This is a genomic window from Streptomyces sp. SCUT-3, from assembly GCF_014083985.1.
GTDB classification, from domain to species: Bacteria; Actinomycetota; Actinomycetes; order Streptomycetales; family Streptomycetaceae; genus Streptomyces_H; species Streptomyces_H thermolineatus.
Genome location: NZ_CP046907.1, coordinates 3,525,758 through 3,539,834, shown reverse-complemented (window position 1 = coordinate 3,539,834; position 14,077 = coordinate 3,525,758). Strand labels below are relative to the sequence as shown.

General features: G+C 74.8%; 8 protein-coding genes. 2 read left to right on the top strand and 6 right to left on the bottom strand.

What is annotated here, in order from left to right; genetic code table 11:
• Positions 1-65: 65 nt before the first annotated feature.
• From GQS52_RS15695 to GQS52_RS15680, 4 genes are all read right to left on the bottom strand, one after another.
• Entirely contained in the window at positions 66-1,163 is a 1,098-nt protein-coding gene (locus GQS52_RS15695; RefSeq protein ID WP_182316483.1) for an ADP-ribosylglycohydrolase family protein, read from the bottom strand.
• 207 nt (positions 1,164-1,370) lie between these two features.
• Positions 1,371-4,001 carry a bifunctional FO biosynthesis protein CofGH gene (locus tag GQS52_RS15690; protein WP_182314031.1) on the bottom strand — a complete coding sequence of 877 codons (2,631 nt, stop codon included), beginning with the start codon at positions 3,999-4,001 and terminating at the stop codon, positions 1,371-1,373.
• A gap of 273 nt (positions 4,002-4,274) precedes the next feature.
• Positions 4,275-5,912 carry an APC family permease gene (locus tag GQS52_RS15685; RefSeq protein ID WP_182314030.1) on the bottom strand — a complete coding sequence of 546 codons (1,638 nt, stop codon included), beginning with the start codon at positions 5,910-5,912 and terminating at the stop codon, positions 4,275-4,277.
• 400 nt (positions 5,913-6,312) lie between these two features.
• Complete coding sequence (locus GQS52_RS15680; protein ID WP_182314029.1) at positions 6,313-6,942, bottom strand: hypothetical protein; 630 nt, start codon at positions 6,940-6,942, stop codon at positions 6,313-6,315.
• Positions 6,943-7,284: 342 nt separating this feature from the next.
• Here GQS52_RS15680 and GQS52_RS15675 point away from each other — a divergent pair, with 342 nt between their 5' ends.
• Complete coding sequence (locus GQS52_RS15675; RefSeq protein WP_182314028.1) at positions 7,285-10,260, top strand: BTAD domain-containing putative transcriptional regulator; 2,976 nt, start codon at positions 7,285-7,287, stop codon at positions 10,258-10,260.
• Positions 10,261-10,331: 71 nt separating this feature from the next.
• Entirely contained in the window at positions 10,332-10,496 is a 165-nt protein-coding gene (locus GQS52_RS15670; RefSeq protein ID WP_182314027.1) for a hypothetical protein, read from the top strand.
• Between the two features lie 212 nt (positions 10,497-10,708).
• Here GQS52_RS15670 and GQS52_RS15665 read toward each other — a convergent pair whose 3' ends face one another.
• Both GQS52_RS15665 and GQS52_RS15660 read right to left on the bottom strand, forming a co-directional pair.
• Positions 10,709-11,224 carry a hypothetical protein gene (locus tag GQS52_RS15665; protein WP_182314026.1) on the bottom strand — a complete coding sequence of 172 codons (516 nt, stop codon included), beginning with the start codon at positions 11,222-11,224 and terminating at the stop codon, positions 10,709-10,711.
• A gap of 305 nt (positions 11,225-11,529) precedes the next feature.
• Positions 11,530-14,031 carry a PQQ-binding-like beta-propeller repeat protein gene (locus GQS52_RS15660; protein ID WP_182314025.1) on the bottom strand — a complete coding sequence of 834 codons (2,502 nt, stop codon included), beginning with the start codon at positions 14,029-14,031 and terminating at the stop codon, positions 11,530-11,532.
• Positions 14,032-14,077 lie beyond the last annotated feature (46 nt).

Here is a 14,077-nt window from a genome sequence, read left to right as displayed (position 1 = left end):
ACCGGAACGGCCCGCAGGAGCCGGGGTCCGGCGCCGACGAGCTGAAGCCGCCGGGGTCGCCGGGGTCAGGATCGGGGGTAGCGGGCGGTCCAGGCGTCCGAGACGGCTCCGGGGCCGTGCAGTTCCCCACCCTGGGTCATCTCCATGGCGAAGTCGTCGGCGAGCTGCAGCAGGGCGCCCCGGCCCTCCAGCTCGGCGACCCAAGCGGGCGGCAGGGCCGTCTCGCCGTGGAGGGCGCCCAGCAGGTTGCCGCAGACGGAGCCGGTGGAGTCGCTGTCGCCGGAGTGGTTCACCGCGAGCAGCAGCCCGTGCCGGACGTCCTCGGCCACCAGGGCGCAGTACAGGCCGATGGCGAGGGCCTCCTCCGCGACCCAGCCCAGGCCGAGCGACTCGACCCGCTCCGCGGTGGGCGGTCCGGAACGGGCGGCGGCCAGGGCGCCCTCCAGGGCCGCGGTGGTCTCCTCGTGGCCGGTGTGGCCGGCCACGAGGGCCAGTGCGCCCCGGGTGGCGGTCTCCAGGTCCTCGCCGCGGGCCACGCCGTGGACGATCACGGCGAACGCGGCGGCCGCCAGGCGCCCGGTGGGGTGTCCGTGCGTCAGCACGGCGCACTCGGAGGCCAACTGGAACACCAGGGCCGGTTCCCAGCCCACCAGGAGGCCGAAGGGCGCGGAGCGCATGACCGTGCCGCAGCCCTTGGACCCGGGGTTCTTCGGGGCGTCGAGGGTGCCCATCCGGTCGTCCTCGAGGCCGCTCAGGCAGGCACCGCCGGGGGCGCGGCGGCTGTAGAGCCACTCCTCCCGGGCCAGCCATCCGCTGTCCGGGGTGCGCTCGTCGGGGCCCCAGTGGTTCTGGGTGGCGTACCAGCGCAGGTAGGCGCGGTGCACGTCGGTGGGCGGGTGCCAGTCTCCGGTGTCCCTGCGGACATGGGCGCGGACGAGGCCCTCGACGGTGAACATCGTCATCTGGGTGTCGTCGGTGACCGCGCCGCGGCGGCCGAAGGCGGTCACGTAGTCGGTGACGCCGGCCGGGCCGTGCGCGGCCCGGATCCTGTCCAGCGAGTCGAACTCGATGCCGGCGCCCAGCGCGTCGCCGACGGCACCGCCGACGATGCAGCCGCGCACCCGGCTGCGGAAGTCCTGCTGCTCCGCCCTGCCCCACACCATTGTCACGTCGGCGTCCCCCTCGTCGGCGTACGGTCTTTCACCACAAGTGCCCAGCACTGTAGTGGAGGCGTCCGTCGGCGGGGTGAACGGCCGCTCCACCTGTGGACAGCCGGCCCCCCTGTGGACGACCGTTCCCCCCTGCGGGTGACTGTCCTCCCACCTCCCCTGCGGGCCCCCGCGGGCGGCCGTCCTCCCTGCGGGCGGCGGTCAGGTGTCCAGGACGGGGAGGAGTTCGGGCAGCTGCCCGTCGAAGGCGCGGGCCGTGGCGACGCGCTCGGCGGGGACCTGCCCGTAGGTGGTGGTGCGCGGCCGGGACGGGCGGCCGGCGGCCTCCGCGACGGCCTCCAGGCCGCGGATCGAGCGGTGGCTGCCGTAGGAGGAGCCGGCCATCCGGGAGATGGTCTCCTCCATCAGGGTGCCGCCGAGGTCGTTGGCGCCCGAGCGGAGCATCTCGGCGGCGCCCTCGGTGCCGAGCTTGACCCAGCTGGTCTGGATGTTGGGGATGCGCGGGTGGAGCAGCAGGCGGGCCATGGCGGTCACGGCGCGGTTGTCCCGCACGGTCGGCCCGGGGCGGGCGATGCCGGCCAGGTAGACGGGCGCGTTGGTGTGGACGAAGGGCAGGGTGACGAACTCGGTGAAGCCGCCCGTCTCCCGCTGGATGCGGTCCAGGAGGCGGAGGTGGCCCAGCCAGTGGTGGGGCCGGTCGACGTGGCCGTACATCATCGTGGAGGAGGAGCGGATGCCGAGCCGGTGGGCCTCGGTGACCACCTCGACCCAGGTGGCCGCGGGCAGCTTGCCCTTGGTGAGGATCCAGCGGACCTCGTCGTCGAGGATCTCGGCGGCGGTGCCGGGGATGGTGTCCAGGCCGGCCTCCTTGGCCTGCTGGAGCCAGTCGCGGACCGACAGGCCGGTGCGGGTGGCGCCGTTGACGACCTCCATGGGCGAGAAGGCGTGGACGTGCATCCCGGGCACGCGTTCCTTCACCGCGCGGGCGATGTCGAAGTAGGCGGTGCCGGGCAGGTCGGGGTGGATGCCGCCCTGCATGCACACCTCGACGGCGCCGACGTCCCACGCCTGCCGGGCGCGGTCGGCGACCTGCTCCAGGGACAGGGTGTAGGCGTCGGCGTCGGTGCGGCGCTGCGCGAAGGCGCAGAACCGGCAGCCGGTGTAGCAGACGTTGGTGAAGTTGATGTTGCGGGTGACGATGTAGGTGACCTCGTCGCCGACCGTGTCGCGGCGGACGTCGTCGGCGATCCGGCACAGCTCGTCCAGGGCGGTGCCGTCGGCGTGCAGCAGGGCCAGCGCCTGGTCGTCGGTGAGCCGTTCCGGGTCGTCGGCGGCGGTGGCGAGGGCGGAGCGCACGTCGGCGTCGAGGCGTTCCGGGGCGGACGCGCCCCGGGGGCCGGCGGCGGTGCCCGTGCCGGAGCCTTCGGCGGCCTCTTCGCGCAGGGCGTCCCAGTCTCCGTAGACGTCGTCGAAGTCGTCGCGGCGGTCGGCGGTGCGGCCGGTGGTGTCGACGGTGCGGTGCAGGTCGGTGCGGCCGGTGGGGGCGAAGACCTCGTCCGGCTCCTGCCAGGGCAGCCCGGTGGGCCTGGCGCCCTCGCGGGCCAGCCCGGTCTCCGGGTCGGCGAGAGCGGTCACGTGCGGCAGCAGCCGGGGGTCCAGCCAGGGTTCGCCGCGCTTGACGAACTCCGGGTAGACGGTGAGGCGCTCGCGCAGCGCGAAGCCGGACCGGGCGGTGCGGTCGGCGAGTTCGTCGATGTGCGGCCAGGGGCGCTCGGGGTTGACGTGGTCGGGGGTGAGCGGGGAGACGCCGCCCCAGTCGTCGATGCCGGCGCCGATCATCAGCGCGTGCTCGTCGCCGACGAGGTTGGGCGGGGCCTGGACGCGGGCCGAGGGGCCCAGGAGCAGGCGGGCGACGGCGACGGCGGCGGCCAGCTCCCCGAGGTCGGCGTCGGGCACGGAGCGCATGGCGGTGCCGGGCTTGGCCCGGAAGTTCTGGACGATCACCTCCTGGATGCCGTGGTACTGCCGGGCGACCTTGCGGATCGCGAACAGCGACTCGGCCCGCTCGGTGTACGTCTCGCCGATGCCGATGAGGATGCCGGTGGTGAAGGGCACGTTGGACCGGCCGGCGTCCTGGAGGACGCGCAGCCGCACCGCGGGGTCCTTGTCCGGGGAGCCGTGGTGGGGACCCCCGGGCTCGGACCACAGGCGGGTCGCGGTGGTCTCGAGCATCATGCCCATCGACGGGGAGACGGGCTTGAGGCGCTGCAGGTCGGTCCAGGTCATCACGCCGGGGTTGAGGTGCGGCAGCAGGCCGGTCTCCTCCAGGACCCGGACGGCCATGGCGCGCACGTAGGCGAGGGTGTCGTCGTAGCCGTGCGCGTCCAGCCACTCGCGGGCCTCGGGCCAGCGGTCCTCGGGGCGGTCCCCGAGGGTGAACAGGGCCTCCTTGCAGCCCGCCCCGGCTCCGCGCCGGGCGATGTCGAGGACCTCGTCGGGGGACAGGTACATGCCGTGGCCGTCCCGTCGCAGCTTCCCGGGGACGGTGACGAAGGTGCAGTAGTGGCACCGGTCCCGGCACAGCCGGGTCAGGGGGACGAACACCTTGCGGGAGTACGTGATCACGCCGGGGCGGCCGGCCGCCTCCAGTCCCGCGTCGCGGACCCTGGCGGCGGAGGCGCACAGGTCTGCCAGGTCGTCGCCGCGGGCCTGCAGCAGCACGGCCGCCTCCGCGGTGTCCAGCGCCACGCCGTCCCGTGCGCGGCGCAGTGCGCGCCGCATCGCGTTGGCGGTGGGGGCCGGCTCCTCCGGTCGCTGCAGGCTGGTGTCCATCGTCCGAGCATATGCGGGGGCCGCGGGAGCGTCAGGAGCGCCTTCCGGTGTGCGGGACGCACGGGCGGCGGGCGCCCGGCCCGGCGGGTGCGCCGGGCCGACGGGTGCGCCGGGCCGGCGGGCCGGTCGTCACCACGCGTCCGTGCCGCCCGTCCGCGCCGCGCGTCCGTCGCCTGCCGGCGGGTGTCCGGGAACGAGGAGGAGCGGCGGTGCGGGGGGCGCACCGCCGCTCCTCCTCACCGCCGCTCGCCCGGGGGCGGGCCGGCGGCGGGCTCAGCGCGGGTCGGCGGCGACGGGCTCGGCGGCGGACCCGGCTGGGACGGTCCCGGTGAGGGCGGACTCCGTGAGGGCGGACTCCGTGAGGGCGGACTCGGCGAGGGCGGGGGTGTCGCGGGTGAGGACCTCGCCGCGGAAGAACTCGGGGCTGTGGCGGGTCATCACCAGCATCAGCACCACGCCGAGCAGGAGCAGCCCGACGCCGATGACGAAGACGCTGCCCATGCCGAACACCGAGCTGCCGGTGCCGTAGGCGGGGTCCCACATGTCGACCAGGGTCTTGGCGAAGACGGCGGCCAGCAGGATGCCGCCGAGCAGCGGGAGGAGGCCCTTGAAGACCGCGTCGCGTGCCGAGCGGCGCAGGTCGTGGCGGAAGTACCAGACGCAGGCGAAGGCCGTGATCGAGTAGTAGAAGCAGATCATCAGCCCGAGGGCGTAGATGGTGTCGACGAGGACGTTCTCGCTGAGCAGCGTCATCACGCTGTAGAACAGGCCGGTGGCGACGCCGGCCATGACGGTGGCCCGGCCGGGGGTGCGGAACTTCGGGTGGACCTTGCCGTAGGAGGCGGGCAGCGCGCGGTAGGTGCTCATCGCCAGCACCGTGCGGGCGACCGGGATGAAGGTGGTCTGCAGGCTCGCGGCGGCGCTGGACACGACGGCGAGGAAGAGCAGCACGCCCAGGCCGGGGCCCATCACCGGGCCGGCCAGCGCGGCGAAGACGTTGTCCGCGGTGGCCTCGTTGGCCAGGCCGAGGCCCTCGTCGCCGGGGCCCGCGAACATCTGGGCGCCGACGGCGACCAGCAGGTAGGAGCCGACGATCACGAGCATGGACAGCAGCGCGGCCAGGCCCGGCGTACGGCTGCTGCCGCTGGTCTCCTCGTTGACCGTCAGACAGGCGTCCCAGCCCCAGTACATGAAGATCGACAGGGACAGGCCGGCGGTGAAGGCCGCGAAGGACTGCACGGAGAACGGGTTCAGCCAGGTCCAGGAGAAGTCGACCGATCCCGTCGTCGCCCCGCTGCCGGCCTTCATGACGGCCATCACGGCGAACAGGACGAGGACGGCGAGCTGGAGCCCGACCAGCGCGTACTGGACGCCCTTGGTGGCGGTCATGCCGCGGTAGCTGATGGCCGTGGCGACGGCGATGAACACCAGGGTGGTGGCGATGTGCACGGCCTTGTTGCCGTCGAGGGCCGCCACCGCGTCACTGCCGGTGATCTCGCCGAGCATCAGGTAGAAGAAGGACGTGGCCACGCCCGCGAGGTTGGACAGCACGATGATCGTGGCGATGACCAGACCCCAGCCGCACATCCAGCCGAGTCGGGGCCCGAACGCCTTGACCGTCCAGGTGAACGAGGTGCCGCAGTCCGGGACCGCCTTGTTCAGTTCCCGGTAGGCGAAGGCCACGAGGAGCATCGGCAGGAAGCCGGCGATGAAGACGGCGGGCATCTGAAGGCCCACCTCGCCAGTGGTCGGCCCGAGGGTGGAGGTGAGGCAGTAGACGGGGGCCACGGTGGAGATGCCGATGACCGTGCTGCCGGTGAGGCCGACGGAGTTGCCGCCCAGACCTTTGGACCTGATGTCACCGCCCGTACGGACGGACTCGCCACTGGGGCGCATGCCGAGCTGAACCATGGAACGGAGGTTAAGTGATGCTATATCCGCATCAATCAGACCGATCTACAATCGGTAAACCTTAAGTTCAGGTGAACTTTCGCGGATTTCCCCTTGAAAGACAAGGGTAACCGGAGAGTAAACCTTCGGATACAGACCTGCTGCGCGGCAACCCCCCTGTGCGGGAACCGCAGGAACCCCCTCCGCAGGCCCTCGGAAACTTTCCCGCCGTCACTCTGCGCCCATGGCCGAAGACATCTCTTTCACCGGCAGAACGGCACGAAGCACCCGCCCCGGGGGCACCGCCCGCCCCCCGCACGGGCGGACCGCGGAGCCCCGCAGGGCCCGCCCGCACAGGCCTGTGCGGGCCGGCGCGGACCTGCCGCCGCACCTGCCACCGCACCGGCGGCCACCGGGGCGGTCAGCGCGGCGGCCACCACGGCGCGGCGGGGCGGACCGGCCCGCCGTGCCCGTGCCCCTGGTGGACGGCCAGCAGGGCCTCCCAGACCAGGCCCAGACCGTGCACGTGCGCCAGCCAGTCCGTCTGCTCCCGGTCCATGCCCTGCCGCGCCGTGTGCGCCAGCACGGACAGCGACCGCAGGACGTCGGCGTGGGTGAAGGGCGCCTCGCAGTCCCCCTCCGGCGTGTGGCACACGAGGGCGTCGGCGGACGGCAGCACCCCGAGCGGCAGCCAGCGCCGCGCGAGGCTCCCGACCGGCTCGCCGTCGACGGCACTGCCGTCGGAGGCGGCGAACACCTCGCCCCCGCGGAACCGGTGCCGCACGACGGCGGCGAGCGCCGGCGCGGCCAGGACGGCCTCGGGGGCCGCCCGCCGGACCGCGTCGCGCAGCTGCGCCCCGCCGGCCAGCGCCCCGGCGGGCAGCGGCACCGCGGTCATCCCCGCGTACCAGCAGCCGAACAGCGCGCCGGCGAAGTCGGCCCCGGACCCGGGCACGTGCGCCAGCAGCACCCGGCTGCCCGGCGGGACCACGGCGCCCAGGAACGCGGCAACGGCACGCGCGCGCAGGTCCAGCGCGCCGTAGGTGATCATGGTGGGACCGGTGGCGGCACCACCCGTGGGGCCGGCAACCGGGCCGGCGGCGGAAAGGGGCGCGTCCGGCGACTCCGCCGCGCGTCGGCGCAGAAGTGCGCCGAGCGTGCGTCCGGTGGTCGCCGCCCGGGCCCGACGAGGCATGAGAGGCATGGAACGCATTGCTTTTCGGTGAAGTCTTCCGTGAGAGTTGGACGGTCGGCGAGGAGCAGAGGGAGGCTGCTCGCGCAGGCTCGCAACTGACTGCGCGCGCTGAGGCGTCACTGTTCCGGTACACGATGAACGATTGATGGACGAACCATTTCCCGGCGTCCAGGGCACCAGCGACTCTCGGGGGCTGCGATGAACGACGGATCGGCGTCGGATCTGCGCTTCGCCCTGCTCGGCCCGGTACGGGTCTGGGACGGCGAGAACCCGCTCAACGCGGGTTCGCCGCAGCAGCGCGCCATGCTGGCCGTGCTGCTGCTGCGCCGAGGGCGGACGGCCACCGCCCCGGAGCTGATCGACGCGATGTGGGGCGAGGAACCGCCGTCGCAGGCGACAGCCACCCTGCGCACCTACGCCTCCAGACTCAGGAAGGTGCTGGGCGCCTCCGCCCTGGTCACCGAGGCGGGCGGCTACGCGCTGCGCGTCGCCCCCGGGGCCCTCGACCTCGCCCGGGCGGAGGTGCTGGCGTCGGAGGCGGAGAAGCGCCGGGCCGCCGGGGACCCCCGCCGCGCCCGCGAACTGCTGACGGAAGCACTGGGCCTGTGGGACGGCGAGGCACTGGCCGGCACGCCCGGCCCCTACATGGAGGGGCAGCGCAGCAGGCTGACGGAGTGGCGCCTGGCACTGCTGGAGAGCCGCCTGGAGCTGGACCTGGAACTGGGCGGCCACACCGAGGCGGTCTCCGAACTGACCGCCCTGTCCGCCGAGTACCCGCTGCGCGAGAGGCTGCGCTCCCTGCTGATGCTGGCCCTGTACCGGGGCGGCCGGCAGGCCGAGGCCCTGGGCCTGTACGCCGACACCCGCCGGCTGCTCGCCGACGAGCTCGGCGTGGACCCCGGCCCGGAGCTGACCGAACTGCACCAGCGCATCCTGCGCGCCGACCCGGCCCTGGCCGCGCAGGAGGCACCGGCGGCCGAGGCCCCGGAGGGCGGCGGACCGGCCTGGGTGCGCCCCGCCCAGCTGCCCGCCACCGTGGCCGACTTCACCGGCCGGGCGGCGTTCGTCGCCGAGCTGGGGCAGCAGCTGTCCACGGCCGGCGGCCGGGTGATGGCCGTCTCCGCGCTGGCCGGCATAGGCGGCGTGGGCAAGACGACGCTGGCGGTGCACGTCGCGCACGAGGCGAGCGAGCACTTCCCCGACGGCCAGCTCTACGTCGACCTGCAGGGCTCCAGCCCGCGGCCGGCCGAGCCGGAGGTCGTCCTCGCCTCCTTCCTGCGGGCCCTGGGCACCCCCGACTCCGCCGTCCCCGACAGCCTGGAGGACCGCGCGGCGCTGTTCCGCTCCGCACTCGCCGGCCGCCGGGTCCTCACCGTCCTCGACAACGCCCGCGACGCGGCCCAGATCCGGCCGCTGCTGCCCGGCGCCGCCGGGTGCGCGGTGCTGGTCACCAGCCGGGTGCGGATGGTGGACCTGGCCAGCGCCCACCTGGTCGACCTCGACGTGATGAGCCCCGAGGAGGCCCTGGACCTGTTCACCCGGATCGTCGGCGAGGAACGGGTGGCCAGCGAGCGCGAGGCGGCCCTCGACGTCGTCGGCGCCTGCGGCTTCCTGCCGCTGGCCATCCGGATCGCCGCCTCCCGGCTGGCCACCCGCCGCACCTGGACGGTCTCCTTCCTCGCCCGCAAACTCGCCGACGGCAAACGGCGGCTGGACGAACTGCGCGTGGGCGACCTGGCGGTCGCCGCCACCTTCGAGCTCGGCTACGGGCAGCTGGAACCGCACCAGGCCCGCGCCTTCCGGCTGCTGTCCCTGCCCGACGGCCCCGACATCTCCCTGCCGGCCGCGGCCGCCGTCCTCGACATGGACCCGGACGACGCCGAGGACCTGCTGGAGTCCCTGGTCGACGCCAGCCTCCTGGAGTCCGCCGCCCCCGGCCGCTACCGCTACCACGACCTCGTGCGGCTCTACGCGCGCAGCCGCGCCGAGAGCGACGACCCGCCCGGCACCGCCCCCGCCGCCCTCGCCCGCCTCCTCGACTTCTGCCTCGCCACCGCCGCCCGCGCCTACGAACTGGAACGCCCCGGCGACCGGGCACCGCACCACCTGACCGCCGTGTCGCGGCCCGGGCTGCCCCTGGACTGCCGGGACTCGGCGCTCGACTGGCTGTTCGCCGAGGCCCCCGGGCTCCTCGCCGCCGCCCGCCAGGCCGCCGCCCCGGAGAACCGGGCGATGCTGCGGCCGGCGGCCGACCTGCTCCTGATGGCCCAGGACCTGATGGAGTCGGGAATCCACGCCCGCGCGTACGAGGACGTCACGCGCGCCGTGGTCGAGGCCGCCCACGCGGCCGGGGACCGCCTCGTGGAGGGCAGGGCCCGGTCGCTGCTCGGTCAGGCGCTCGGCATGAGCGGCCAGTTCGACGGCGCCGACGCCGAAGCACGGTACGCCATGACCCTCGGGACGGCCGTCACGGACCCGGTGACCTGCTCCTACGCCCCGAACCTGCGCGGGATCATCGCCCTGTACCGCAGCCGCTACCAGGAGGCCGCCGACTACTTCGACCGGGCACTGTCCGCCTTCCGCGACGACGGCAACGAGCCCGGCGAGGCGGCCGCCCTGAGCAACCTGTCCCGGGCCCTCCTCTCCCTCGGGCAGAAGGACAGGGCGGTCGCCGCCGCCGAGGCCGGCGTGGCCATCTACCAGCGGCAGGGGGTGACCCTGCGGCTCGGCAACGGCCTGTACGCCCTGGGCATCGCCCTGGCCGAGGCGGGGCGACTGGAGGAGGCCGTCGACCGCCAGTCCGAGGCGCTCGCCATCTTCCGGGCCAACCGGCAGCGGTTGTGGGAGGGCATGACCTTCTACCGGCTCGCCCACTCCCAACTGGCGGCCGGCCGTCCCCGGCAGGCGGCCGCGCACGCCGAACAGGCACTCAAACTGCTGCGCGACATCGGGGGCGACTGGCGCCGGGGAACCGTGCAGGTCATCCTCGGCCGCGCCCTGCGCGCCGTAGGCCAGCACGACCGCGCCCGCGCCTGCTGGACGGACGCCCTGGAACTCCTCGAACGCACCTCGGCGCCGGAGGTCGGCGAAGTGCGCCGGCTGCTGGAGTCGACAACCGCGGTCCGAAACCCCCCGCCTCCCGGTCCGACCTGCGCGTCCAGCGGACGTTCATAATCCGTTGACGATCACACACCAGTCTCGCCAGGGTTGCACCGCCGCACCCGGCGAACCACGGGAGGGAACGCATGAGCACCAAGAGCACGACCACGACCCCGGACCCCGAGACCGGCGACCTCGAGCTCCCCGCGCAGGAGACCACCGGCGAGGACGGCATCAAGCCGATGGACTGGCACGCCACCGGCAGCGACATCAAGCCGGCCGACTGGCACGCCACCGGCGAGACGCCGTAACGAGCCGCTTCACCGGAGCCGGCCAGGGGGACGGGCCGGCCGGGGGAACAGGCCGGTTCGGGGGAACGGCCTGCTCGGGGGAACAGGCCTGCTCGGGGGAGCAGGAGTGGAAAAGCCAGGGGGGAGGGCCGGCTCGGGGGAGCCGGTCCACGACGGCCGCGGCGGCGCAGGGGGCGCCACCGCGGCCGTCGCGCGTTCCGGCCGGTGCCGGCTCAGTACACCGAGTCCAGTTCGCAGGTCGTGCCCGGCACATAGGCGTCAGGGTCGTCCATGGGGACCCGGACCGTCTCGGTCCCGCCGCCGGCGACCACGACCGTGACCTCGTTGGTGTCCAGCTCCCTGCCGTCGGAGGGCGCGAGGAAGTCGACCTCCACCGTGTAGGTCTGCGTGCCGCTGCCGGGATTGTGGACGTCGACCGTGGCACTGCGCCCGGCGGCCGGCTGGTCGCTCGTGACGCAGGAGACCAGTTCCGCCTCCGCGTCGGCGTACTGCTCCGAGGAACTGTCGTCGTAGTTGTAGTCGTCGCTGTCGTAGTCGTCGTCGCTGTCGTGGTGGCTGCCGGAGCTGCCGGACTGGCGGCTGCAGCCGCCTCCGCCGTCCGAGTCGTCGGACTTGGACACCCCGCTGCCGCCGCCGCTGCTGCTCCCGCCCCCTCCGCCGCGCCCGCCGGTCAGGGCGAGCATGACGACCGCGGTGACCGCGAGGACCTTGACCCGGTGCTTGTTCACGTCCCTGCCCCGTCCGCCGGCCTCAGGACCCGGCCCGGACCGCGGGAACGGCGGCCGCGCACGTGCGGTGACGCTGACGACGACGTTGACGGTGCATCACCGAAGTACCCCCGGGACGGCTGCTTGTTGGCAGGACCGCGTCAGGCTAACAGCGGGGGTGGATCGTGATCCGGCCTCTCACGGGGCTGTCACAGGGCCGTGACGGCCCCGTGACAGCCTCTCGGACGGCTCGGGCCCCCGGCGCAGGAACGGCGGCGGGCCCGGCGGGAACGGCGGCCCGGAGCGGGCGGCCCGCCTCTGCGCGGTCAGGCCGCGGGGCGGCCGGTACCGGTGCCCTTGGCGGCGTCGAGCGCGTAGACGCAGCGGTCCTTGCTGCACGCGTAGACGACGCCGTGGGAGGCCACCGGGGAGCCGGTGATCTCCCCGCCGGTCTCCAGCTTCCAGCGCAGCTGGCCGCCCGCCGCGTCCACCGTGTACAGGCAGTGGTCCGTGGAGCCGAAGTGGATGCGCCCGTCGGCGACCACGGGCGAGCCGACCACCTCGCCCTGGGCGGCGAACCGCCACTTGGGCGCGCCGGTCACCGCGTCCAGCGTGTAGAGCGCCCGGCCGGAGCCCAGGTGCACGGAGCCGCCGTGGACCAGGACCGGCTCGATGCTCTGGCGGCTCTCGGTGGCCACCCGCCAGCGGTCCCGGCCGGTGTCCGGGTCGAGGGCGTACACGGTGCCGAGGTAGTCGGCGAAGTAGACGCCGCCGCCGGTGACCCCGGGGCCCGGCCGGTGGGCGGGCGGGCAGAAGACCACGGCGGGCGCGTCGAAGCGCCAGCGCTCCCGGCCCTCGGCCGCGTCCAGCGCCAGGACGCGCGCGCCCGCCGTCACGTAGAGGGCGCCGTCGGCCAGGACGGGGCGGGACGCGCCCTCCTCGCCCACGTGGTACGACCACTTGTCCCGGCCGGAGACGGCGTCGACGGCGTACAGCCGTCCGCCCCCGCGGTAGTAGACGGTGCCGCCGACGGCGTACGGCCCGGACTCCTGGGTCTCGAACTCGGTCTGGGCGCCGCCCCTGCTCCAGCGCAGCTCGCCGGTGGCGGCGTCCCACGCCTGGACCCCGCCGCCGCGGGTGCCGGTGCACACGGTGCCGTCGGCGACCTGGACCGAGTAGACCCAGCCCTCGGCGGCGGCGCGCCAGTGCTCGCCCCCGTCCGCGGCGTCCAGGGCGTACAGGGTGGGGCCGTCGGACGCGTGGATGCGGCCGGCCTCGACCGCCATCGTCCAGGCGACCTCGCGGGTCTTGAACTGCCGCCGCCCGGTCGCCACGTCCAGGGCGTGGACCTCGAACGAGGAGACGTACAGCCGTCCCCCGGCGACGATCGGTGTGCCCCACACGTCGTTGGACATGCGGAAGCGCCACGGGCGCCAGCGGGCGGGCGGCTCGGCCGGACGGGACGCCTGCGCGGGCTGCGCCTGCGGGGGCGGCGGCACCTGGGGGGCCGCGTGCGGCGCGGGCGGCGCCGCGGCGGGCCCGGCCTGGAGGTCGGCCCGGCGCACCCAGCCCACGCCGTCGAGGGCGGGGGCGTCGGCGGGGTTCTCGGCGGCGCGGGGGCCGGGGCCGATCGGCACGTGGGCCCCGGTCAACTGGACAACCCCGGCAGAACCGTGCGCACCCGTCGGGCCGTGGCCGTGCGCGATCGACGGGCCGTGCGCACCCGTCGGGCCGTGCGCGGCGGTCTGCGGGGGGCGGCCGTGGCGCGGGCCCTCGGCCTCCTGCGGGGCCCGCGGCGGCGCGCCGACCGGCACCGGCGGCCGGTGCGGTTCGTGCTGCGGCACCGGCGGGGCCTGCGGGGGCCGGTTCGGGCGGGGCGGTACGGGGGGCGGCGGCTGCGGCGGGGGGCCCGCCGGGCCGGCGCCCGCCGGGGCGCGCCGCCCGCTGCGGGCCTCGATCAGCGCGACGGCGGAGGCGGGCAGCCAGGCGGAGGCCGTGCCGCTGTCGTCGCCGCCCGAGGCGAACAGGTGCGGGGCGAGGGTGGCCTGGAGGTCGGCCGGGCTGGGCCGCCGGTCGGCCTCCTTCTGCATGCACGACTCGATCAGCGGGCGCAGTTCACCGGGCAGCCCGGCCAGGTCCGGTTCCTCGCGCAGCAGCATGAAGACGGTCTCGACCGGATTGGCGCCCCGGTAGGGGGCGTGGCCGGTCGCGGCGAAGACCAGGGTGGAGGCGAGGGAGAAGATGTCGCTGGCGCCGGTGACGCTGCGGGAGTCGCGCGCCTGTTCCGGCGACATGTAGGCGGGGGTGCCGACGGCGACGTTGGTCATCGTCAGCCGGGTGTTGGACACGCCGCTGGCGATGCCGAAGTCGATGACCCGGGGGCCGTCCTCGACCACGAGGACGTTGGACGGCTTGAGGTCGCGGTGGACCAGGCCGGCGTTGTGGATGGACTGCAGCGCCTCGGCGACGCCGGCGGCCAGCCAGCGCACCGCCTGCGCGGGCAGCGGGCCGGACTCGTTGACGATCTCCTCGAGGGAGGGCGCGGGCACGTAGGCCGTGGCGAGCCAGGGCACGGCCGCGCGGGGGTCGGCGTCGACGACGGCCGCGGTGTAGAAGCCGCTGACCGCGCGGGCCGCCTCCACCTCGCGGGTGAAGCGCACCCGGAAGAGCTGGTCCTCCGCGAGCTCGGCCCGCACCGTCTTGATCGCCACGCGCCGCCCGGAGGCGGACCTGGCGAGATAGACCAGCCCCATGCCGCCGGCGCCGAGACGTCCCAGCACCTCGAAAGGGCCGATCCGTCTCGGGTCGTGCTGCGTCAGCTGCTCCACTTCCCTGCCACCTCCGCGTCGGGTCCCCCGTGCAGCGTCTCACCGC